Genomic DNA, 21651 nt, shown 5'->3' on the forward strand with positions numbered 1-21651 from the left:
GTTCATGACGTGTACCCCGTTGTTTCGGCGAGTTCGGCGGCAGATCGCATGAGTTCGGGCACGATCGGGCCGAAGGACTGCAGTTTCACATCGTCGCCGGCGCGCTGGAAACCTTGTTCCAGCACGATGGCGAGTTTCCATTTGGCGAGCACCAGGTAGTAGTCGAGATCGTCGACCTGGCGCCCGGACACCTCCGCATAGTGCGCCACTACCTGGTCGCGTGAGGGCATATCGCGCATATCCACATAGCCGGACTCATCGGGTGCGGACGTGTCCTCCGGCCAACCCTGCACCATCCAGGCCAGATCGAGCTTCGGATCGCCCACGGTGCCCATTTCCCAGTCCACGATCGCCGCCAGGCGGGCGGGCGCACCGTCCCGGTACATGACATTGGCGAACTGGTAGTCACCGTGCATGAGGCCCGGAATGTAATCCAGTGGGCGGTGTTCGCGCAGCCAGCGGGTCGCGGTGTCCATACCGTCGAGTTCGCGGCCCTTGATCCGGTCGAAGAATCCGGTCCAGCGGGTGACCTGGCGTTCGTGGAAACCGTCCGGCCGGCCCAGATCGTGCAACCCGCGACCACGCCAATCCACCTTGGACAGCAGCGCGATGCCCTCGGCGAGCTGATAGGCCAGGCCCGCCCGGGCGGCGGGGTCGGCGTCGAAGGGAGCCGGCCAGACCCGGCGGTGGTCCATCGGGGACCAGCCGTCCACGAAACCCATCAGGTAGAACGTCCGGCCGAGCACGGATTTATCGGTACACACGCCCACCGCCGAGGTGTGCGGGACCTCGGTTCCGTCCAGAGCTTCGATGATCCGCCATTCCCGCAGGATCCCCGAATCCCGGTCCGGTGGGGCATGTTCCGGCGGAATCCGCAGTACGCAGCGGTGCTCGCCGCGGGTGATCTCGTAGATCTCGTTCTGCGTACCGCCCGACAGCAGCCGGGTCCGCAGTGGTTCGCCCTTGCCCGGTAGCCCGGACTCGTCCATCCAGTGCGCCAGCGGCGCGAAGTCGATCACTGGTTGCCTGCCTCGTTGTCCAGGAATTCGGCGTATTTCTTACGCGCCGCTTCGAGCCGTCGCGGAATCCACTCCGTCGGCCAGAGGTCGTCGCTGGGCCGGTGGTCGCGAAGCACCTGTTTGGCGACCGTCATCTTGTGGACCTCCGTGGGACCGTCGGCCAGCCCCATCACCCCGGCGCCGTGGATCATGGTGAAGAACGGCATCTCGTTGGTGGTGCCGAGGGCGCCGTGCACCTGCATCGCCCGCCAGGCGATATCGTGCAGCACGGTCGGCATCACGACCTTCACCGTGGCGATATCCTTCCGGACCTTCTTGTAGTCGTTGTATTTGTCGATCTTCCAGGCGGTCCGCATCACCAGCAGCCGGAACTGTTCGAGCTGGGCGTAGGAGTCGGCGATATAACCCTGGACGAACTGTTTGTCCGAGAGGCGACTGCCCGCGGTTTCCCGGCTCAGGGCCCGTTCGCACATCATGTCGAGGGCCTTCTGCGCGAGGCCGATCGTGCGCATGGCGTGGTGGATCCGGCCGCCGCCGAGCCGGGTCTGGGCAATCGCGAACGCCTGCCCGGCCCCGCCGAGCAGGGCCTCGTCGGGCACCCGGACGTTGTTGTAATGGATGAGCGCGTGGGACCCGTCGTTCAGCGGTTCCCCGGCCAGCCCGATATTGCGTTCGATCTCGATCCCAGGAGTGTCGGCCGGCACCAGGAACATCGACATTCCCTGGTATGGGCTCACTTCCGGATCGGTCACGACCATGACGATCAGGAACGAGGCGGTGCGTGCATTGGAGGAGAAGAACTTCCGGCCGTTGATCACCCACTCGTCACCGTCGCGTTCGGCGCTGGTGCGGAACAGGGTCGGATCGGCGCCGGCCTGTGGTTCGGTCATCGAATAGCAGGAGAAGAGTTCGCCTTCCAGCAGCGGCCGCAGATATTTCTCCTTCTGCGCTTCGGTGCCGTAGTGGGCGATGATCTCGGCGTTGCCGGTATCCGGAGCCTGGCAGCCGAAAACGATCGGCGCCCAGGAACTGCGGCCCAGGATCTCGTTGAGCAGCGCGAGTTTCAGCTGCCCGTAGCCCTGACCGCCGAGTTCCGGGCCCAGGTGGGTGGCCCACAGGCCCTGTTCCCGGACGCGCTGTTTGAGTGGATCGATAGCCGCCCGGCGGGCGCCCTCCAGTGGTACGAACTGTTGATGCGGCCAGACGAGGTCGAGTGGTTCGACCTCCTCACGGACGAAGGTATCGGCCCAGTCCAGCTTCTCCTGGAAGTCGGGGTCGGTTTCGAAATCCCATGCCATTTGCGCCTCCTCTCGTTGAGTGAGAATATCCTTCTTGTGGACAAGAACGCAATTCTTCCGGAGTCGGGGCTGGTCGGGCGGATCGCCCGGAAGGCGGTGGCCGAACGGGAAGCCGAATACGCCGGCGAGGTCCGCCGGCTCCTCGACGCGGCGCTGGATCAGGTGCGGCGGGGTGGTCCGAACGCGCGGCCGCGGGTGGCCGATATCGTCGCCGCCGCCGGGTTGTCCAACGACGCCTTCTACCGGCATTTCCGCTCCAAGGACGCGCTGATGGCGGCGGTACTGGCCGATGGGGCGGAACGCCTGGCGGACTATGTCGCGCATCGAATGTCGAAGGAGTCGCGGCCGGAGGATCGTGTCCGGAGCTGGGTCGCGGCGATCCTGGCGCAGGCGGAGAAAGCGAGCGCGGCCGATACCCGGGCGGTGCTTCATCAGACCGGCGCGCTGGGCGCGGATCTGGTATCGGGGCAGACCGGGTCGGCTCCGCAGCGGCTCGCTGTGCTGTTGCACGGGCCGTTCGGGGAACTCGGGGTGCGGGATCCGCGGTACTGTGCGGGCCTGCTCGCCTACGCGATGGTCGGCAAGTTGTCGGAATACCTGTGGGCGGATATCGAACCGACGCCGGGGGAGGTGGAGCGACTCGCGGACTTCTGTCTGTCGGCGGCAACGGCCGAGGCGGGGCACGGCAGGGAGCAGGGCGGTCCCTGAGCCTGTCGCGCACGGCTTCGGTCCGGGTGGGGCACATCGGAAATATGCGGCACGTTCGGTGCCGGCCCAGGTCCGGAATCGGATCCGGGGACCGCCGCGGTACCTGTCGTGGACTCGCGCTGAGCTAACCCGGCAAACATTGCAATCCTTATTAGGATTGACGTAATGTACGCCCATGGACTTCACGATGGGTGCGACCGCCGGGGAGCTCCGCGGCGAGCTACGCCGGTTGATCGCCGACGAGGTCCCCGCCGACTATCTGGGTGCCTTCACCGATGATCCCGCGGATCTGGCTGTCGCTCAACGCTTCTGCTCGACACTGGCCGAACGCGGACTGCTGTGCCTGGCCTGGCCGGAGGAGTTCGGCGGGCGTGGCGCCTCGATCTGGGAACAGACCGCGGTGCGCGAGGAGATGTGGGCGCAGCACGAACCACGCGGTGCCCAGTACATGGGCGTCAACTGGGTCGGTCCGACGATCATGCGGCACGGGAGCCCGGAGCAGCAGCGCAAACATCTCCCGCCGATCGCCCGCGGGGAGGTGATCTGGTGTCAGGGGTTCAGCGAGCCCGACGCGGGATCCGATCTGGCGTCGTTGCGCACCACGGCCCGCCGCGACGGAGACGGCTGGGCCATTTCGGGGCAGAAGATCTGGACCTCCTACGCGACCATGGCGCAATGGTGCTTCCTGCTGGCCCGGACCTCGAACGAGGGCCGTAAACAGCAGGGGCTCACGGTTTTCCTGCTGCCCATGTCCGATCCGGGTATCACGGTGCGGCCCATCGACGCGATGCTCGGGCCGCATCATCTCAACGAAGTTTTCTTCGACGGCGTCCGGGCGACGGAAGCGGATGTCCTGGGTGAGGTCGGCAACGGATGGTCGGTCGTCCAGGAAGTGCTGGCGTTCGAACGGGTAGGTATCGCCCGCTACGCCCGCTGCGAACGACTCCTGCACGCCGCGCCCGACGTACTCGGCGCGCAGTGGGACGAGATCCCGGCGACCTTGCGCGGTCGCTGGGCCCGCATGCTCACGCGGTGCCGGCGGGCCCGGCTGCTCGCGTACCAGGTGGTATCGCTGCAGGATTCCGGAACCGTCGCGCCCGGTGACGCGGCGGCGTACCGGATCGCGGTGACCCGCCTCGACCAAGAGAGCGCCGAGGTCCTGGTGGAACTGGCCGCGACTGTACCCACCGATACCGATACCCGGCGCCGGTTCCGGCGGGCTGTACACGACCACTGGCGTTACGCCAATGCCGCCACCGTGGCCTCCGGCAGTATCGAAGTGCAACGCATCCTGCTGGCACGCGAATTGCTGGCCGGGTCGGCGAACAGCGGCGCGGCAGCACGGCCCGGCCGGGCCGGATCCAGAGATGCGAACGGACGTGGCTCGGTGCCCGGGCAGGTCCGGTCATGAGCGAGTTGTCCGCCGCGGCAGTTGGTTCCATGTCCACGGTGTCGAACGGTGCGACGCCTGCCGGCCACCTGGCGGACCGGTCGGCGACAGCGCACGCGGCCGCCGTGAACTGTGCGTCGGAGTCCGTGCCGCGGCGTGCGCATCCGGGCGGTACGGCCGGGGATCGCGCTGCCGCCGGACACATGCGACTGGCCGGCGAGGGTTCGCGAGCCTCTCACGATCGGCGGGGCTGCCGCGAGAGGCGGAGGAGGACATCGTGAGTACATCGATCCCGGAGGCCGCCCACGAGGTGCGCCTCGAACTCGCAGACGAGGCCCAGGAATTCGGCCGGGAGGTCGTCCGGGCGTTGGGGGCGGCCGGTGGAGACGAACTCGTGCAGCGCGCGGAACGCGAACCGGGGAGCCGGGGGCCACTGGTCGAGCCGGTCCTCGGCGACCTGGGCGCCTGGGATCTGGCGCCGCGGCGCGATCCGGTGGAACTCGAGGCGGCGGCTGCCGCCTGCCGGGCCGCCGGATACTGGGCGGCGCCCTACCCGGTGGCGGAGCGGCTGGCGCGCCCGGACGATCCCGGATACGACGGGTTGATCGTTGTCTCTGCTCCGGAACCGTCGGGGCAGGTGGCGGGTATCGACCTGCGTTGGGCGACCGTATCGCTGGAAGGGGTGCGCGGGGTCGCGACCGCGGGGGAAACCGTGACGTCCGTGCGGGAATCGGCATTCGTCGTCCCGCTGGATATCCGGCCCGTGGACGGTGACGGCCGAGCGGATCTTGCGCTCGCCCTGACCCTGCCGTGCTGGACTCTGCTGGGCATGCTGGACCGGGCGCTGGAACTGGCCCGCACCCATGTGCGGGTCCGGGAACAGTTCGGCCGGCCGCTGTCGGATTTCCAGGGTGTGCAGTTCCAGCTCACCGATGCCGAGGTCGAGCGGCGGGGAGTCGACCTGCTGGCACGGTACGCGCTGTGGAGTATTCAAACCGGCCGGGCCGAAGCGGTCGATGACGCGCTGGCCTTACGGCTCGCCGCCATCGAGGCGGCCGATATCGTGTTCCGGGTGGCGCACCAGCTGCACGGTGCCGTCGGTTTCTGCGATGAGACCACGCTGTCCTGGCTGTCCCGCTACAGTCTGCCGCTGCGCCGGCTGCCGGTCGGCGGCGTGGGCACCGAGGAAGCATTGACCAGCCGGATCGGCCGCCGCGGTCTGGCCGGTTTGTTCTCCGACCCGGCGGGGGTATGAGGCGTTATGGGATACGACCTGCCCGAGGTGCTCACCGTCACCGGTGACGGTCCGGTACGGACGGTCACCATCAACCGGCCCGACGAGTTGAACGCGGTGAACGCCGATCTGCACCGGGCGCTGGCCCAGGTGTGGCGGCAGCTCGCCGCCGATACCGAGGCGCGGGTGGTGATCCTGACCGGGGCGGGTCGGGCGTTCAGCGCCGGTGGTGATCTGGACTGGATCACCTCGTTCCTGGACGACCCGGTGGCCCGCGACGAGAGCATCCGCGAGGGCGCGGAGATCATCGAGGAACTACTGCGCTGCCCGCTGCCGGTGATCGCCGCGGTCAACGGTCCGGCGGTCGGATTGGGTGCCAGTATCGCGATCCTCTGCGATATCGTGCTCATCTCCGAACGTGCCCACCTCGCCGACCCGCATGTGGCGGTCGGGCTGGTGGCCGGTGACGGGGGAGCGGCGTTCTGGCCGCTGCTGACCCCGATTCTGCGCACCCGCGAATACCTCTACACCGGTGACAAAATCGACGCCGCCACCGCGGTCGAAGTCGGTCTGGCCACTCGGGTGGTTCCCGCCGGCGAATTGCTCACCGTGGCCCGTGCCCTCGCCGACCGGCTGGCGAAACAACCGCAGAACGCGCTGAGTAGTACCAAACGTGTGGTGAACATGCATCTTTCGCAGGCGCTGGCCGGTCCGTTGCAGGCGGGTTTCGCGGCCGAGGTGGTGACGATGCAATCGCCGGAACACCGGGAACGGCTGGAAGCCCTCCGCGGACGGGCTCGGCGATGACCTCGGGCGATCTCGAAGCTTTCCGTGCGGTAGTGCGGGAATGGTGCCGGACCCATGTTCCGGCCGATTGGCGGACCACCCAGACCGGTGCGACCGATGCGGAATTCGTCGCCTTCCAGCACAACTGGTTCCAGAAGTTGCGCACCGCGGGATACGCCGTGCCGCACTGGCCGCGCGAATACGGCGGCGGGATGTCGATCCCGGAGCAGATCGTCCTCTACCAGGAACTCGCCGCGCACGACGCCCCGCGGCTGGTACTGGCGTTCGTATCGATCCATCACGCCGCCGCCACCCTGCTCGCGGCGGGCACCGAGGCCCAGCGGCAACGGCATCTGCCCGCGATTCTCGACGGCGAACTGTGGGTGCAGGGCTTCTCGGAGCCGGGCGCCGGTTCGGATCTCGCGGCGCTACGCACCGCGGCCCGCCGCGACGGCGACGACTATGTGGTGACAGGGCAGAAAGTGTGGGCGAGCGGCGCGCAATACGCCGACTGGTGCCTGCTGCTGGCCCGCACCGACCCGGAAGCCCCCAAACGCAAGGGCATCTCGTATTTCCTGATGGATATGCGCAGCCCCGGAATCGAGGTCCGGCCCATTCGGCAGGCGACCGGTGAATCGCATTTCTGCGAGATCTTCCTCGACGAAGTCCGGATCCCGGCCGCGAACCTGATCGGCGCCGAGAACCGGGGCTGGCAGGTGGCGCAGCAGACGCTCGGTGCCGAACGCGGCCTCACCATGCTGGAGCTCGCGGAACGCCTCGGCAACGCGGGTTTCCGCTGGCTGGTCGAGGAATGCCGGAAACCGGACGCCTTCGGCCGGTCCGTCCTCGACGACGCGCGGACCGCCGATCAGCTGGTCCGGCTGGAGATCGAACTGACCGGGCTGCGGGCCCTGTGCCGCGATCTGGTCGAACGCCACGACGCGGGCACCGTCGGCCCGGCCGATGCGTCCATCGTCAAGCTGTACTACAGCGAGGTCCTGCAGCGGATGACCGATTTCGGTGCCGAGATCAGCGGTCTGCCCGGCCAGACGGTGCTGCGCAAACCGATGTCGGGTGGCTGGGAATCCGGTGCCTGGGTGCTGGATTTCGTCGGCTCCTGGGAGTGGACGATTCCCGGCGGCAGTAGCGAGATCCAGCGCACGATCATCGGCGAACGCGGGCTGGGCCTGCCCAGAGAACCTGCGGGGGCATGATGAGCGACGATTTCAGCGAATTCCACGACGAACTGCGCACGGTCGCGCGGGAACTGCTCGGTAAGGCCGGTGAGGCGGCTGTGGAGTGGCCGTCCCTGGCCCGCGCCGGGTGGACGGGGCTCGAGGCGGCGACCGAATACGACGGTACCGCGGCGACGTTCAGCGAAATAGCGATCCTGCTGGAAGAAATCGGCCGGGCAGCTGCCCGCACCCCCTACCCGGCAGTCGCCGCGGCGGGTATCGGCGCATTGTGCCTGCTCGAGCCGAACACCCGCCGCGACGATGTACTGCGCGAAACCGTCATGGGGACTGCTCTACCCGTGACGGTACTCGGTGGAGATATGGTGCCGGCGGCCGGCGGCGATTCGGCTTGTGCCGGCACCGGAGGCATAGTACCCACCTTCGAATTGGTCCAAACCGGTCCGGAAATTTTGTTGTCCGGGTCGGCGGATTACGTGCTGGATGCCCCCTCGGCCACCGTGCTGTTGATTCCCGCGCGCGCCGCGGACGGAATATCCGGCATCGCCCTGGTCGAACCCGGCGCCGGTGTCCTGATCACCGAACAACCGGTTGTCGACGCGACCCGTTCACTCGGCCGGGTGACCGCCGATGACGTGGCCCTGACTCCGCAATCGTTCCTGCCGTTCGCCGCCGCTATCGACCGGCCGCTGCGCCACCTCTACGACCGGGCCGCACTCGCGGTCGCCTGCGACAGCCTGGGCATCGCGGCAGCCATGCTGGACGCGACGGTGGACTACGCCCGGGTCCGCGAACAATTCGGCCGCCCTATCGGCTCTTTCCAAGCGGTGAAACACGCCTGCGCCGATATCCTCGTAGAACTCACGATCGCCCGGCAGCTGGTCACCGCCGCGCTGACAGCGATGGCCGGCAGATCACCGGACACCAGCCGAACGGTCGCGATGGCGAAATCGTTCACCGGCGAGGCCGCGGTCCGAATAGCCGGTAAAGCCATGCAGTTGCACGGTGGCATCGGCTACACCTGGGAGAGCGGGATCCACCGCTATCTCAAACGTGCCACCCTCAACCGCTCCCTGTACGGCTCCCCTGCCGGCCACCGCCGCGAACTGGCCGAGCGCTATCGGAACCACTGACCGGTCACCGTGGGTGATTACAACCCTCAGAGTTCGGTTCGTGCCTGGTCGGCGCCGTCGGCCAAGTGGGAGTATCGACGGTAGGATAGGTAGCATGAGTGAGCGTACCGCCAAGTATTCGATCACCATGCCCCGTGACCTCGCCGAGGCAGCCCGGAAGCGTGGCGGCCCCTCGGGCCTCTCCGCGTACGTTGCCGCTGCGGTCGCCCGTCAGATCGAACGAGATAATCTCGACGAACTCATCAGGGTGGCCGAAGCGGAACACGGCCCGATCGGCGACGAAGAGATCCAGGCCCTGCGCGACCGGCTACACCAGGCCCGACGCGGGGAGGGAAACGCCGCGTGAGCGGATCCGCGTCCCCCGGAGGCACTCTGGTTCTCGACAGTGAGGGGCTCGCCAAGGCCGTGCTACGCGACCGCGCGGTCACCGGCTGGCTCGCCCTGGCCCGCGCCGATGACATGCGCGTAATCACCTCTGCCGCCACATTGGTCGAGGTGATTCATCCCCGGATCAAACGGTCAGCCTTGGAATGGACGCTTTCCCGGCTTGTGATCGAACCGGTCACCGAGTCCATCGCGCGTCACGCGGCCGCTTTGCTCAGCGACGCGAAACTGCACGGCCACAAATACGCCATCGACGCCATGCTCTCCGCCACTGCACTCGCCGCCACCGGCCCCGTCACCATACTCACCTCCGATCCCGACGATCTGACCGCACTCTGCGGCAGCCACGCCACCGTCATCAAAATCTGATCGGGCAAGGGTGACCGTGATCGCTTCCTGCCGAGCGAGACGGGCGGGACAAGCGGTTATCCGGTCAGGCAGTCGGGGTTCCGTCCCAGGAAACGAGCTGCCAGCCCTTTTCCGGAGTGCCCTTCACAACGACTCGGCCGGTGTTCTGCAAGGGGTCGTTCTGCAGTTTGCCCGGATCCGGGTCGGCCACGGACATGAGCGTCCAGATCATGATGGCGCCGCCGTGGGAGAAGATCGTCGCACGCTTGCTGCCGCGGTTCTGGATGTCCTGGATGGAGTCGTCCATCCGCTTCTTGAACTCGTGGCCGTCGATCGAGCCTGGGATGCGGGCGTCCAGGTTGCCCTGGATCCACTGCAGCGGTGCCGCGAAGTAGTCCCGGCCGCCCTCGTGCTCCGGTTGGCCCTCGTAGATGCCCGCTTCGATCTCGTGCAGACCCGGCTCGACGGTCACGGGACGATGACACCGGTCCGAGGTCGGCTTCGCTGTCTGCTGGGTCCGGATCATCGTCGACGCGTAGACACCGTCGAATTTGCAATCGGCCAGGTACTCGGCCACCGCGGCGGCTTGGGCCCAGCCCTTATCGGTCAGCGCGGGGCCGGGGGTGGAGGTGTCGATCAGACCGGAAGCGTTGCCGGCCGATTCGCCGTGGCGGATGAAGGTGAGGAACATTTCACCGGTGTGCGGCGCGGCGACCGCGCTGCCGCCTCCGGCTACGAGGATCGCCATCGCCGCGATGATCGCTCCGATCATCGCGGACAGGCGGGATTTGATCAGGTACACGGGGACTCCTCCGGGATGAGTGCGGGCCATGCCGGCCGAAAAACCGGCCGGAACCGGCACGTTAAGGGCAGCGAGAGAGAATGCCGGGATTCTTTCCCGCTGAATGGCATTCTCGTCATTCGACCCGGAGCGTCACCTGCCGTCGGCCGGTAGCGCGGATCGGGTGCTCGCCGCGACGCGGGGCCTCGCTGCCCTACTCGGCGGCGAGCCGTCGAGCCGCCAGCGTGCGGAGATCGGCGGATTTGATCTTCGAGCTGCCGGTCAGGGCGAGGTCGTCCTCGGTGAAGAACAGGATCTCGCGGGGGACCTTGTAGCTGGCGAGCTGGGCGCGGAGGTGGTCGCGGATCGCGGCGGCGTCGAGTACCTGTCCGGTGTGCGGGACGACGCAGGCCACGACCATCTCGCCCAGGGTTTCGTGCGCGACACCCACCGTGCGCCCGATCTTGACACCGGGATAGCCGGCCAGCACCTCGTCGACCTCGAGCGGGGAGACGTTCGCGCCGCCCGTCTTGATGATGTCGGTGAGCCGGCCTTTCCAGTACAACCGGCCGGCCTCGTCGAGGTAGCCGCCGTCGCCGGTGTGGAAATAGCCGTCGTCGTCGAGGGTTTCGTCGAGGGGAGTGCCCAGATAGCCGAGCATGAGGGTGGGGCCCTTGACGTAGATCTCGCCGTGGTCGCCCCGGTTCAGGGTGGCGCCGGTGAGCGGGTCGGCGATTTTGATCGTGTTCCCGGGCAGGGGGACACCGCTGCTCCCGGCGATTGTCTCCTCCGGAGTGCAGGCGGGGAAACAGGTGGTGATGGTGAAGGTTTCGGTATTGCCGTACGCGTGGCCGGGCTCGGTCCAGTCGGTCTCGATGGTCGGGTGGGTGGCCAGCGGGAGGTCCCGGTCGACGAAACGCAGACTGCTGAGGTCCACCGACTCCCAGTTCGGGGCACCCTGGAGCTGGGCCTGCTGGTGCGGCCACGAGACCGGGAAGGTGACCCGTTCGGACTGCATGAGTTCCAGGGCCGCCTCGGCATCGAACAGCGACTGCAGGACCAGTGTTCCGCCGGCGGCCAGGGTGGCACCCAGCGCCTGACCGAAATTGCCCGACCAGAAGAAGCCGTTGGCGGTCCAGCAGCGCACCTCGTCGTCCGGGCCGAAACCGAACATCCGCGCGAACCGCCACATCTGGATCGTGACCCCGCGATGTGCGCTGCGGATACCCTTCGGTTTGCTGGTGCTGCCGGAGGAGAAGAACAGTACCGCGGTATCGCTGGGCTGCACGGTTTCGGCGGCGGCGGTGATCAGCGCGGGATCGGTTTCCTTGCCGCGGGCCAGGAAATCCGGCCAGCTCTCGATTGCCGTACCGGGCAGGGGATCGCCCACCACCGCGAGATGGCGGAGGAAAGGGTAAGAGGTCGAGGCGACGGTACCGGGGGCGGCCGTGCCGAGTTGCGGTTCCAGGCCGGTGAGGACCTCGCCGAAATCGGTTCTCGCGACGCGGCGTTCGAACAACAGCACCGAGACCCCGGATATCCGGAGCAGATGATCGAGTTCCGGCTGAGTGGAGAAGGTGCTGAGCGCCACCGCGACCCCGCCGGCCAGCGCGGTCCCGAAAACCGCCGCGAGCCATTCGGCCCGGTTGGTCATCAGCACACCGACCCGGCTGTCCTTCCCGACACCGCACGCCCGCAGCGCCCGCGCGACCTCATGCGAGCGCTCCCACAGATCGGTGTAGCTCCAGCTCGAGCCCTCCTCCGGGGAGATCAGCGCGGTGCGCGCGGCGTACGCGCCGGTCACCTCGCGCAGGAATCCCGGTAGCGTGAGCGTCCCCAGACCGGGTTCCTCGGCCAGTGGTGGCCCCGCGGCGATCGCCGCCGTCTCGGGGGTGTGCGGGGTCCCGGTGCTCATCGCCGGTGTCCTCTCTGGTGGTGCTCTGTACGCGGCGCGCGGCGAGTTCTCTTGCGCGGTCCCGTGGTTGTGTTGTCCCGCGGTGCGGGTGGTCGGCCGCGGCGTGCGCGGTCCCGGGGTGCGGCGCGCGGTGGACTGTCGCGTGCCGCACCGTTGCCGCGTTACAGCGGGAGTTCTACCTCGGCGGTGCAGGACACCAGCGTGCCGCCGTCCTGGTTGGTGAGCTTCAGCTTCACCTGGACCAGCGGGACGCCCCAGGTCGATTCCGGTGTCTTGTCCACGATCTCGCCGTCGAAGTACGTGACATCGCCTTCGAACGCGGGCAGCCGGAAATCGGCCTTGGTGTGCCGGACCATTCCGTCGTTCCCGGCCCAGTAGGCCAGGTAGTCGGTGCACCAGCCGCCCATGGTGGCCCCGTAGCCGTAGGCCCGGGCCATGCCCACATCACTGGCCTTGTCGGCGTCGATATGGCCGCGCGAGGGGCCGACGTACAGGCCGTCACGCAGGCGCGGGTCGATCTTCGCGCCCTCTTCGTCGAAGCCGAAACCCTCGGTCCAGCCCGGGTCCTGGTAGACCCACGGGTCCTCGATACCTTCGGGTGCGGTCCACCGGAACGTGCCCCAGATGTTGAACAGGAAGGCCCGGTACTCGGTGGTGAAACTGGCGATACTGTGCGGTCCGATCACCCGGCGCGGCAGTTTGTCGCCGACCTTCACCTCGTCGAAATGCGGTGATACTCCGAGCCGGTTCGAATGCAGCCATTCGGTGCGCAGCGCGTCGACCTCGGCCAGTTCCGCGGCGGTCCATTTCTTGATCTCGCCGAGCTGGTTCTCGTACATACCGCGCTTGTTCGCCTCTTCGGCGAGATAACGGATCGCCGTCGACCGTTCCTTGGCGACCAGCGTGCCGTGCTGGTTGCGGTGGACGGTGTCGCCGCGGGAGAACATGGTGGGGCCGGCGAAATTCGTCTCCGTCACCTTGTAGTCGTGGAAGCGGCGATCCTGGAACAGCTGATCACCGGGGCGTACCGGGCAGCCGTAGAACCACCACTCCTCGCCGCCGAAGATCAGATGGCTGTTGGGGATACGGCCCACGCAGGCCGGTGCCGCGCCGTGCCCGTAATCCAGCGCGACCGCGATCGACTGCGGCGCGATGAGTCCGCCGTACCGGGATTCGCGGGCGAATTCCTGGTCCCAGTGCAGCGGGTTCGGGTAGTCCATCGCCATTACCCAGCGGCGGATATCGGAGGTGCTGCACGGATCCCAGAGCTGGCCGCCGCCGATCGGTTTACCGACGCGGTGGTCGACATCGCTCAGATCGAGTTCGACGGTGGATTCGGTCGCCTTCTTGGCCATGAGAACTCCTGCTCAGCGGTTCACATCGACGACTATGCGACCGCGAACTGTGCCCGCGATGAACCCGCCGGCCGCCTCGATCGCCTCGCCCAGGGGGATCTCCCGGGCGATCGAATCGAGAACGGTGGGGTCCAGATCGCGGGCCAGGCGGCCCCAGGCGTCGAGTCGTTTCGATATGGGTGCCATCACGCTGTCCACGCCCAGCAGCGAAACGCCGCGCAGGATGAACGGGGCGACGGATGCCGGGAAATCCATTCCCTGGGCCAGACCGCAGGCCGCGATCGCGCCGCCGTACCGGGTCTGCGCGGCGGCATTGGCGAGGGTGTGGCTGCCGGCGGTGTCGACGACACCGGCCCAGCGTTCCTTCTGGAGGGGTTTACCCTTCTCGGCGAGTTCGGCGCGGTCCACGACCGTGGTGGCCCCGAGCTGCTTCAGATAGGCGTGCTCACCGGCTTTCCCGGTGGCGGCCGCGACGCTGAACCCGGCCTTGGTGAGCAGGGCGATGGCGACACTTCCGACCCCGCCGGTCGCGCCGGTTACCAGGATCTCGCCGTTGTCGGGGGTGAGGCCGTAATTCAGCAATGCGTCCACGCACAGCGCGGCGGTGTAGCCCGCGGTGCCGATCGACATGGCCTGGCGTTCGGTGAATTCGGCCGGCAGCGGGATGAGCCAGTCGCCGTTGAGCCGGGCGCGCTGGGCCAGCCCGCCCCAATGGGTTTCGCCGACGCCCCAGCCGTTGAGGACGACCTTGTCGCCGGCCGACCAGCGGGAGTGGCTGCTGCTGGTGACGGTGCCCGCGAGGTCGATGCCCGGAACCATCGGGAACTTGCGCACGACAGGGGAGGCGCCGGTGATCGCGAGCGCGTCCTTGTAGTTGAGGGTGGAGTAGGCCACCTCGATCTCGACATCGCCTTCGGGCAGCTGGGTTTCGTCCACGCTGGTGAGTTCGACCTGTGGGCCGGCTTCACCCTTGTTTATGACAACAGCGGAGAACATCAGTGATGTGGTCCTTCCTCGATCCGTTCGGATATATGTCGTTCCAGCATCTCGAACGGCGGTGTGCCGGGGACAGGGCGCCGGGCGGTGATAGGGGAAGAATTGAATTCTCTGTATTGAAGAATCATATTTCCACCTGTGATAATCACTGTCAACACCCTGTACGGCGGTCAGCGCGCCGTCCACCCGCCGTCGACGACGATGGTCTGCCCGGTGACATAGCGGCCGGAATCGCCGGCCAGCCAGACGACCGCGCCGACGATGTCCTCGGCGGTGCCCTCGGTGGGCAACGGGATATTGCGCTTCAGATATTCGGCACCGCGTTCGCTGTCGTACAGGCTGTCGGTGATCTCGCTGCGGAAGAACCCCGGCGCGACCGTATTCACCCGGATACTGTGCCGGGCCCACTGGACAGCGAGCTCCGAGGTGAGTCCCGACAGGCCGGCCTTGCTCGCGGCATATGAGGCCTGCGGAATACCCGGGACCCCGACCCGCCCGCTGATCGAGGAGATATTCACGATCGAACCGCGGCCGCGATCGCGCATATACGGGAACACCTGCTGCGCGAGCAGCAGCGGTGCCACCAGATTCAGGTCCATGGTGCGCCGGATATCTTCGAGCGGTTCGGATTCCGCGCGTTCGGTACCGAACCGGTTACCCGCGGCATTGATCAGGATCTCCGGCGGGCCCAGCCTGTCGGCCACTTCCGGAACGATTTCCGCGATCCGGTCCGGTTCGGCGAGATCGCCGCCCAGGGCCAGTCCGCCGATCTCGCCGGCCAGTGATTCGAGGCGGTCGCGGCGCCGCGCCACCACCGCGACTCGCGCGCCCAGCCCCGCCAGCGCCCGGCTCACCGCGGCTCCCAGCCCGGACGAGCCACCGGTCACGATGGCGACTCGGCCGTCCAGTTCGAAGGGGCGCACGGCCGCAGCTCGCGTATCGCTCATACCGTGTGCATCGGGCCCTGCCGACCGCTCCCGGCCTGATTCGCTCATGCCGATCCCGCCCGGGCGATGAGCTCGGGGAGTTCCGTACGCACGACTTTGCCCATCGCGTTGAGGGGCAGCGTATCGACCGTGGCCCACACCTCGGGAACCTTGTATCCGGCGAGCTCGCGCCGGCAGTGTTCGGCCAGGTCGGCGAAATCCACCGCGGCTCCGTTCGTTTCGATAACGGCCGCCACCTGCTGGCCGAGGCGTTCGTGCGGTATCCCGCAGACGGCGGCCTTGCCGACCGCCGGATGGGTATCCAGTACACGCTCCACCTCGAGTGGGTAGATATTCGCGCTACCGCGGATGATCACCATCTTCTTGCGGTCCAGCAGCGTGAGCCGTCCCGCGGAATCGACCGTGCCGATATCGCCGGTGGCCACCGGCCCCTCGGGGGGCGGCTGGATCCCGCCGTCGGCCCAGTGTCCGAGCAGCGGCTGCCACAGGTTCGCCCACGGTCCGTCGGTGCGTCCGGCCAGGTGCAGTTCACCGATTTCCCCCGGGGGGAGCCGGTTTCCGCTGTCGTCATAGGCCGCTACGTCGAAGTGCGGCAGTACGTGGCCGCTCGTGCGCGGGGCCCAGTCCGAACCGGGCGGATCGATCGAGACGACTGTCGGGGCCTCGGTGAGACCGTAGGTTACCCGGGGGACCAAGCCGTGGGAGGCCGCGAACGCCTCACGGAGCTGATCCGGGGTGTCGCTGCCGCCGCTCCATACCTCCTGTAGCGAACTCAGATCCAGATCGGGCAGGGCGGCCAAATCGTAGAGCTGCGCGGGTGCGCCGTTCCAGACCGTGACTTTCCGGGTCGCGATCCATTCCGCGACACCGGCCGCATCCCGGCGATCCATGATCACCGCGCAGCCGCCGGCCTGGGCGGTGAGCAAGGTGGTCAGGACCATCATATTGAGGATCGTCAGCGGAAAACTGTCGCCTTTGCGCAGATCCGGGCCCCAGTGGCGGGTTGCCGTCAGGACCGCGCCGGGCAGCAGCATATTGCGCTGGCTGTGCACAACCGCTTTCGGCCGCCCGGATGTGCCGCTGGTGAACGCGATACCGGCGGGCGCGTCGAGATCGGTCGCGATATCGGGTGCGGCGGGTGCGGATTGCGCCGCGGCCCACACCTCGGTATCGACCAGAGAAGGCGCTTCGACCAGGCAACGGGGCCCGGCCAGGACCACCTTCGGTTCGATCAGATCGTGCAGGTACTGCTGTTCGGCCGCGGCCATCGCTTCGCCGATTCCCGCCCAGATCGCGCCGATCCGCTGCGCGCCGTGAAAGGCCGCGACGATATCCAGATCATTGGGCAGGCAGGCCGCGACCCGGTCGCCGGGCCGCACGCCGAGCGACCACAGCGCGCCCGCGGCAGCGCCGGCCCGCTCGTCGAGTTCGCGGTAGGACCATATGCCCGACGCTGCTTCGATCGCGGGGGATTCCGGGTTCGCCGCGAGGGCAGGACGTAGCACCTCGGCGATGGACGCGGGGAGGCGTATCGCGCTGCCGCCGTCGTCCTCGACATTCTCGCCATTGAAACTGGGCACCCATACTTGATATCACTATCCTTACAAAGATTCATCAGATAGCCGTCGATTTGTTCGCGCGGCCCGGTGAAGGTAGGGCGTAATGCAACACACAGGGCCGCTGGCCGGGGTCCGGGTCATCGATCTGACAGCCATGGTGATGGGCCCGTACTGCACCCAGATCATGGCCGATATGGGTGCCGATGTGATCAAAGTGGAACCCCCGGCCGGGGACAACACCCGCTATATCTCGGTGGGTCCCGAGGAGGGGATGGCCGGGGTCTTCGTGAACGTGAACCGCGGTAAACGCAGTGTGGTCCTCGACCTGCGCGACGAATCGAACAAGACGGTACTGCGCGATCTGATCGCCGACGCCGATGTTTTCATCCACTCCATGCGCGGAAAGGCCGTAACCGCACTGGGTTTCGGTTACGAACAGGTGGCCGCGGTGAACCCGTCCATCGTCTACACCAACTGCTACGGCTACGGCCGCCGTGGCCCCGATGCCGACCGCACCGCCTACGACGACACCATCCAGGCCGAATGCGGGCTGCCCTTCGCGCAGCAACTGCTCACCGGCGAACCGAGTTACGTCGGCACGATCATGGCCGACAAGGTAGCCGGGATGACTGCTCTCTACGCGACCATGATGGCGCTGTTCCATCGCGAACGCACCGGCGAAGGCCAGGAAGTCGAGGTGGCCATGTTCGAAACCATGGCCGCGTTCATGCTGGTGGAGCACGCCAACGGCGCCCTGTTCGATCCGCCGCTGGGCACCGCCGCGTACCCGCGGGCGGTCACCAGCGAACGCGCCCCCTACCGCACTGCCGATGGGTACATCTCCGCGCTGGTCTACAACGACAAGCAGTGGAACGCCTTCGTCGGCGCGGTCGCCCCGCCCTGGGCGGGCCCCGAGTTCGCCACCCTGGCCCAGCGTGCGGCCCGGATCGACGTCGTGTACGCCCATCTGCGGGAAACCTTCCGCACCCGCACCACCGCGGAATGGCTGGATCTGCTGAATTCCCTGGATATTCCGGCCGCCCCCGTGCGTACCCTCGACGAACTGCTCGACAACCCCCAGCTCAACGCCACCGGTTTTTTCGAAACAGTCGAAACACCGACCGGGCCGGTACGTTTCCCTGGGCCACCCGCCTGGTTCTCCCGCACTCCGGGCCGGGTCGCGGGACCCGCACCCAGGCTCGGAGCGCATAACGAGGAAGTTCTGGGTGGTGTCGCCGCCGCGGCCGGCGGCCGTTCTCGGTACGCGGCGGAAACCGGTGTGGGTGAGGCGGGCGCCGAAGGAACCGGCAAGCCGGGCGGCAACGGACAACCGGCCGTGCCCGTGGATCAAGGCGAGCGCCGGTGAGCACGATCGAGGCAGCCGAACTGGACCTGCGGAGATTCCTGCGCCCGGGCGACCGTATCGTCATCGGTCAGGCGTGCGGAGAACCGAGCACCTTGATCGAGGCGCTGATCGCGCAGGGTCGCGATATCGGCGGCCTGTCCGCCTTCGTCGCCACCAGTTTCTCGGGCATCTTCACCCCGCAAACCGCCGAATCGTTCGCGCTGTCGAGTATGGGCGCGATCGGCACCCTGCGCGTCCTCAGCCGGGAACACGAACTCGGCATCATCCCCTGCCATGTCAGCCGGGTGGGTCCGATGATCGAAACGGGACACCTCGGCTGCGATGTGGCGTTCGTCCAGGTCAGCCCGGCCGACGAGAACGGGGTGCACAGCTTCGGTCTGATCGGGGACCACACCCGTGACGCCGTGGACCGGGCCCGGGTGGTGATCGCCGAGGTCAACGACCAGGTGCCGTACACACCCGGCGAAGGGTTGCGTGCCGGGGAAATCGACTGCGCTGTCCGGGTTTCCCGCCGGCCGGTTCAGGTTCCGCCCGCGGCCCTCGGCCCCACCGACGAAGCCATCGCGAAGTACGTCGCGTCCTACATCGAAGACGGTTCCGTACTGCAGGTCGGCGTCGGTGCCGTCCCGGACGCCGTATTACGCCTGCTCGGCGACCGGCGCGATCTGGGCGTCCACTCCGGGATGATCGGAGACGGCCTGGTCGACCTGATCGAGGCGGGAGCGGTCACCAACGCCCGCAAGCGGATCGACCCCGGAGTCTCCGTCACCGGTGCACTGATCGGTACTGATCGCCTGTACCGCTTCGCCGACCGCAACCCGCAGGTCCGCCTGTGCCCCACGTCCTACACCCACGACGCGGCGGTCCTCGCGCAACTCGACAAGCTGGTCACCCTGAACTCCGCGATGGAGGTCGACCTCACGGGTCAGGTGAATGCCGAACAGAGCGGTTCGGCATATCTCGGCGGTACCGGGGGTCAGGTGGATTTCGTCCGCGCCGGAGCCCGATCGCGCGGCGGGCACGCCGTCATCGCACTACCCGCCACCGCGAAACGCGGCACCGTCAGCCGGATCACCGCGCGGCTGTCGGGTCCGGTCACCACCGCCCGCAGTGATGTGGATGTGATCGTCACCGAATTCGGTGCCGCCGAACTCGCCGGCTGTTCACTCGCCGAACGCACCCGCCGCCTGATCTCCGTCGCGCATCCGGATTTCCGGGAAGATCTGGACCGGGCGGCCTCCGAGATCCAGCGAAGAGGGTTCTGAATGTCCGACGCCGTACTGTTCGACGCCCGCCTCGACGGGATCGCGGTCATCACCCTGAACCGCCCGGACCGCCGCAACTGCCTGGACAAAGAAATCCGGGCCGGCCTGTTCGAGGCCTGGGACCGCTTCGAACACGATCCGTCGCTACGCATCGCGATCCTCACCGGGACCGGCCGGAAGGCCTTCTGCGCGGGCGGGGACCTCGCGGAAATGGTCGAAACCCGGATGGCCGAACCGCCACGCGATATGTTCCCGCTGCCCTACGACACCATCGAACTGTCCAAACCCACCATCGCCGCCGTCAACGGCGCCGCCTTCGCGGGCGGCTGGATGATCGCCCAGGCCTGCGACTTATGCGTGGCCAGTACCACGGCCACCTTCGCGGTCACCGAGGTGAAAGTGGGCCGCAGTTCTCCCTGGGCGGCACCGCTGATCCATATGATCCCGCAGCGGATCATGATGGAAATCCTGCTCACCGGCGATCCCGTCACCGCCCAGCGCGCATACGAGATCGGCCTGGTCAACCGCCTGGCCGAACCCGATGATCTGCTGCCCACCGCGCTCGACCTGGCGGGAAGAGTACTGGCCGGGGCACCGCTGTCGGTACGTGCCGCACGCGAAACCGTCATGCTGGCGACCGATATGGGTCGCTCGGCTGCCCTGGAAGCGTCGCGCCACGCGGCTTCCCGGGCTTACCGCAGCGCCGATGCCCAGGAAGGCCCCGCGGCATTCGCGGAGAAACGGAAACCCCGCTGGACCGGGCAGTGAACAGACCCCTGGTGCGCTAACCAGCTGTTGGTATACTGGACGGTATGACCTCTACGACCATCAAGGTCCCGAAGCCGACCAGAGACCGGCTGCACCGGTTGGCGACAGCCGAGGGCCTGACCATGTCGCAGGCGATCGAGAAGTTGCTGGACGAGCACGCTCCGCGTCCGAAGCCGACGTTCGGCGGGTTCCGAAGTGACCGGCCATTATCAGCTGAGGAGATCGACCGGGAGCTGGCCGGTGGCTTCGGTGAGTGGTGAGAACATCATCGTCGATACCAGCGCGATCATCGCGATGTACGACGAAGCTTATCCGGAGCACGCATCGCTTACCGAGATCGCGACCGATACGACGGGCTTGCTGATCGTCTCTCCGCTGATTGCGGCAGAGGCCGATTACATGCTTGCGACCCGCTTGGGTGCTGCGGCGGCCCGCAGGTTCGCCGAGGACATTTCCGCAGGAGCCTTCGAGCTGGCCGAATGGACGCGCGACTACCACGCCGCCGCCCTGGCCGTCGTCTCCAGCTTCGGCGACGACGACTATGTGGGCATGGCGGACGCCTCGATCGTGGTGCTTGCCGACCGGTACCGAACCACCGATGTGATGACGCTCGATCGGCGCCATTTTCGCAAGCTGCAGCCACTATGGGGCGTCGCCCACTTCACTCTGCTGCCGTACGACGCCTGAACGAATCAGCGACGAGTTCCCGCGGCTCGGTGGGCGACGCTTCAGAAGACTTCGGCCGAGAATCCGCTGACTTCGCGGACGCCGAAGACGTCGTGCAGCACGGTGGTGATGACGTGCACGATATGGTCGCGGTCGAGTTCGGCCTCGTCCGGCCGTAGTTCGTAGTTCGGATCGCCCGCGACGAACCCCAGTTCGGCCAGGAGAGCGAGCTCTCGCTCGGTGAGTCCGGCCGCCTCGGTGGTTTCGCGGCGGCGCAGGCGCTGGATCAGGGTTCTGCGCCGGTTCCGTGCCGGGTCGGTGACTTCGATATGGAAGACGCCCTCGGTCGTTGCCAGCCATTGGACGACGCCGGGACCGGCACTGATCACTACTGTGCCGTGCCCGGCGTCGCCGCGGCCGTCCCCCGACTCCATCGATCGATCCACCAGATCCCGGACGGCGTCGCGCACCGATTGCATCGCGGCCTACTTTCGAATCGCTGCCCCTGATCCGAACCTGGTGACATGCTGTTTCTCACCG

22 protein-coding genes are annotated in these 21651 nt (G+C 67.3%); 13 read left to right on the plus strand and 9 right to left on the minus strand.

Translation table 11 applies throughout. From position 1 onward, the window contains the following. Positions 1 to 2: 2 nt before the first annotated feature. Positions 3 to 989 (minus strand): phosphotransferase family protein, encoded by a 987-nt coding sequence (locus ABZ827_RS14230; RefSeq protein WP_357237421.1) that lies wholly within the window; start codon positions 987 to 989, stop codon positions 3 to 5. Positions 990 to 1015: 26 nt separating this feature from the next. Next, positions 1016 to 2317 carry an acyl-CoA dehydrogenase family protein gene (locus ABZ827_RS14235; protein ID WP_357236970.1) on the minus strand — a complete coding sequence of 434 codons (1302 nt, stop codon included), beginning with the start codon at positions 2315 to 2317 and terminating at the stop codon, positions 1016 to 1018. Positions 2318 to 2353: 36 nt separating this feature from the next. Between ABZ827_RS14235 and ABZ827_RS14240 the strand changes: the two genes are divergently transcribed. From ABZ827_RS14240 to ABZ827_RS14275, 8 genes are all read left to right on the plus strand, one after another. Next, positions 2354 to 3025 (plus strand): helix-turn-helix domain-containing protein, encoded by a 672-nt coding sequence (locus tag ABZ827_RS14240; protein WP_357236972.1) that lies wholly within the window; start codon positions 2354 to 2356, stop codon positions 3023 to 3025. A 175-nt stretch (positions 3026 to 3200) separates the two neighbouring features. Further along, positions 3201 to 4436: an acyl-CoA dehydrogenase family protein gene (locus tag ABZ827_RS14245; protein ID WP_357236974.1), complete on the plus strand. Its 1236-nt coding sequence runs from the start codon at positions 3201 to 3203 to the stop codon at positions 4434 to 4436. A 289-nt stretch (positions 4437 to 4725) separates the two neighbouring features. Further along, the gene (locus tag ABZ827_RS14250) at positions 4726 to 5670 is read left to right on the plus strand and encodes an acyl-CoA dehydrogenase family protein (protein WP_357237422.1); all 945 of its coding nucleotides are present in this window, start codon (positions 4726 to 4728) and stop codon (positions 5668 to 5670) included. A 6-nt stretch (positions 5671 to 5676) separates the two neighbouring features. Next, a complete protein-coding gene (locus ABZ827_RS14255; RefSeq protein ID WP_357236976.1) occupies positions 5677 to 6456 on the plus strand; it encodes an enoyl-CoA hydratase/isomerase family protein in 780 nt (259 codons plus the stop codon). Further along, positions 6453 to 7649 carry an acyl-CoA dehydrogenase family protein gene (locus ABZ827_RS14260; protein WP_357236978.1) on the plus strand — a complete coding sequence of 399 codons (1197 nt, stop codon included), beginning with the start codon at positions 6453 to 6455 and terminating at the stop codon, positions 7647 to 7649. The genes ABZ827_RS14255 and ABZ827_RS14260 overlap by 4 nt, the downstream gene beginning before the upstream one ends. Then, complete coding sequence (locus tag ABZ827_RS14265; RefSeq protein WP_357236980.1) at positions 7646 to 8761, plus strand: acyl-CoA dehydrogenase family protein; 1116 nt, start codon at positions 7646 to 7648, stop codon at positions 8759 to 8761. The genes ABZ827_RS14260 and ABZ827_RS14265 overlap by 4 nt, the downstream gene beginning before the upstream one ends. 94 nt (positions 8762 to 8855) lie before the next feature. Further along, positions 8856 to 9107, plus strand: coding sequence for a hypothetical protein (locus ABZ827_RS14270; RefSeq protein ID WP_357236982.1), 252 nt, complete (start codon positions 8856 to 8858; stop codon positions 9105 to 9107). Then, positions 9104 to 9514 (plus strand): PIN domain-containing protein, encoded by a 411-nt coding sequence (locus ABZ827_RS14275; RefSeq protein WP_357236984.1) that lies wholly within the window; start codon positions 9104 to 9106, stop codon positions 9512 to 9514. Before ABZ827_RS14270 ends, ABZ827_RS14275 begins: the two co-directional genes overlap by 4 nt. A gap of 64 nt (positions 9515 to 9578) precedes the next feature. Here ABZ827_RS14275 and ABZ827_RS14280 read toward each other — a convergent pair whose 3' ends face one another. The 6 genes from ABZ827_RS14280 to ABZ827_RS14305 all read right to left on the minus strand — a co-directional run bounded on the left by ABZ827_RS14280 (position 9579) and on the right by ABZ827_RS14305 (position 17067). After that, on the minus strand, positions 9579 to 10295 hold the full coding sequence (locus tag ABZ827_RS14280; RefSeq protein ID WP_357236986.1) for a histidine phosphatase family protein: 717 nt from the start codon (positions 10293 to 10295) through the stop codon (positions 9579 to 9581). 193 nt (positions 10296 to 10488) lie between these two features. Then, positions 10489 to 12189 carry a class I adenylate-forming enzyme family protein gene (locus ABZ827_RS14285; RefSeq protein WP_357236988.1) on the minus strand — a complete coding sequence of 567 codons (1701 nt, stop codon included), beginning with the start codon at positions 12187 to 12189 and terminating at the stop codon, positions 10489 to 10491. Positions 12190 to 12350: 161 nt separating this feature from the next. Then, positions 12351 to 13544, minus strand: coding sequence for a MaoC family dehydratase N-terminal domain-containing protein (locus ABZ827_RS14290; RefSeq protein WP_357236990.1), 1194 nt, complete (start codon positions 13542 to 13544; stop codon positions 12351 to 12353). 12 nt (positions 13545 to 13556) lie between these two features. Further along, positions 13557 to 14540 carry an MDR family oxidoreductase gene (locus ABZ827_RS14295; protein ID WP_357236992.1) on the minus strand — a complete coding sequence of 328 codons (984 nt, stop codon included), beginning with the start codon at positions 14538 to 14540 and terminating at the stop codon, positions 13557 to 13559. 170 nt (positions 14541 to 14710) lie between these two features. Beyond that, entirely contained in the window at positions 14711 to 15487 is a 777-nt protein-coding gene (locus tag ABZ827_RS14300) for an SDR family oxidoreductase (RefSeq protein ID WP_357236994.1), read from the minus strand. A 44-nt stretch (positions 15488 to 15531) separates the two neighbouring features. Continuing rightward, entirely contained in the window at positions 15532 to 17067 is a 1536-nt protein-coding gene (locus ABZ827_RS14305) for a class I adenylate-forming enzyme family protein (RefSeq protein ID WP_357236996.1), read from the minus strand. A gap of 100 nt (positions 17068 to 17167) precedes the next feature. On the opposite strand from ABZ827_RS14305, the gene ABZ827_RS14310 reads away from it, so the two are divergent. Genes ABZ827_RS14310 through ABZ827_RS14330 form a run of 5 tightly spaced genes read left to right on the plus strand, consistent with a single transcriptional unit; the run spans position 17168 to position 21132 of the window. Then, on the plus strand, positions 17168 to 18412 hold the full coding sequence (locus tag ABZ827_RS14310) for a CoA transferase (protein WP_357237423.1): 1245 nt from the start codon (positions 17168 to 17170) through the stop codon (positions 18410 to 18412). Then, positions 18409 to 19677, plus strand: coding sequence for an acetyl-CoA hydrolase/transferase C-terminal domain-containing protein (locus tag ABZ827_RS14315; RefSeq protein WP_357236998.1), 1269 nt, complete (start codon positions 18409 to 18411; stop codon positions 19675 to 19677). Before ABZ827_RS14310 ends, ABZ827_RS14315 begins: the two co-directional genes overlap by 4 nt. Next, complete coding sequence (locus ABZ827_RS14320) at positions 19678 to 20445, plus strand: enoyl-CoA hydratase-related protein (RefSeq protein WP_357237000.1); 768 nt, start codon at positions 19678 to 19680, stop codon at positions 20443 to 20445. It begins immediately after the preceding gene. Positions 20446 to 20489: 44 nt separating this feature from the next. Beyond that, entirely contained in the window at positions 20490 to 20705 is a 216-nt protein-coding gene (locus ABZ827_RS14325) for a hypothetical protein (RefSeq protein ID WP_357237002.1), read from the plus strand. Further along, positions 20686 to 21132 (plus strand): PIN domain-containing protein, encoded by a 447-nt coding sequence (locus tag ABZ827_RS14330; RefSeq protein ID WP_357237004.1) that lies wholly within the window; start codon positions 20686 to 20688, stop codon positions 21130 to 21132. The genes ABZ827_RS14325 and ABZ827_RS14330 overlap by 20 nt, the downstream gene beginning before the upstream one ends. Positions 21133 to 21173: 41 nt before the next feature. Here ABZ827_RS14330 and ABZ827_RS14335 read toward each other — a convergent pair whose 3' ends face one another. After that, complete coding sequence (locus ABZ827_RS14335) at positions 21174 to 21590, minus strand: hypothetical protein (RefSeq protein WP_357237006.1); 417 nt, start codon at positions 21588 to 21590, stop codon at positions 21174 to 21176. Between the last annotated feature and the right edge of the window lie 61 nt (positions 21591 to 21651).

Source organism: Nocardia sp. NPDC019395, assembly GCF_040632335.1.
Classification (GTDB): domain Bacteria; phylum Actinomycetota; class Actinomycetes; order Mycobacteriales; family Mycobacteriaceae; genus Nocardia.

Excerpts from the sequence above, each read along its gene's own strand:
- ABZ827_RS14230 (WP_357237421.1), bottom strand. The coding sequence starts at position 989 with ATGGACGAGTCCGGGCTACCGGGCAAGGGCGAACCACTGCGGACCCGG.
- ABZ827_RS14235 (WP_357236970.1), bottom strand. The coding sequence starts at position 2,317 with ATGGCATGGGATTTCGAAACCGACCCCGACTTCCAGGAGAAGCTGGAC.
- ABZ827_RS14245 (WP_357236974.1), top strand. The coding sequence starts at position 3,201 with ATGGACTTCACGATGGGTGCGACCGCCGGGGAGCTCCGCGGCGAGCTA.
- ABZ827_RS14255 (WP_357236976.1), top strand. The coding sequence starts at position 5,677 with ATGGGATACGACCTGCCCGAGGTGCTCACCGTCACCGGTGACGGTCCG.
- ABZ827_RS14260 (WP_357236978.1), top strand. The coding sequence starts at position 6,453 with ATGACCTCGGGCGATCTCGAAGCTTTCCGTGCGGTAGTGCGGGAATGG.
- ABZ827_RS14265 (WP_357236980.1), top strand. The coding sequence starts at position 7,646 with ATGATGAGCGACGATTTCAGCGAATTCCACGACGAACTGCGCACGGTC.
- ABZ827_RS14270 (WP_357236982.1), top strand. The coding sequence starts at position 8,856 with ATGAGTGAGCGTACCGCCAAGTATTCGATCACCATGCCCCGTGACCTC.
- ABZ827_RS14285 (WP_357236988.1), bottom strand. The coding sequence starts at position 12,189 with ATGAGCACCGGGACCCCGCACACCCCCGAGACGGCGGCGATCGCCGCG.
- ABZ827_RS14290 (WP_357236990.1), bottom strand. The coding sequence starts at position 13,544 with ATGGCCAAGAAGGCGACCGAATCCACCGTCGAACTCGATCTGAGCGAT.
- ABZ827_RS14295 (WP_357236992.1), bottom strand. The coding sequence starts at position 14,540 with ATGTTCTCCGCTGTTGTCATAAACAAGGGTGAAGCCGGCCCACAGGTC.
- ABZ827_RS14300 (WP_357236994.1), bottom strand. The coding sequence starts at position 15,487 with ATGAGCGATACGCGAGCTGCGGCCGTGCGCCCCTTCGAACTGGACGGC.
- ABZ827_RS14320 (WP_357237000.1), top strand. The coding sequence starts at position 19,678 with ATGTCCGACGCCGTACTGTTCGACGCCCGCCTCGACGGGATCGCGGTC.
- ABZ827_RS14325 (WP_357237002.1), top strand. The coding sequence starts at position 20,490 with ATGACCTCTACGACCATCAAGGTCCCGAAGCCGACCAGAGACCGGCTG.
- ABZ827_RS14335 (WP_357237006.1), bottom strand. The coding sequence starts at position 21,590 with ATGCAATCGGTGCGCGACGCCGTCCGGGATCTGGTGGATCGATCGATG.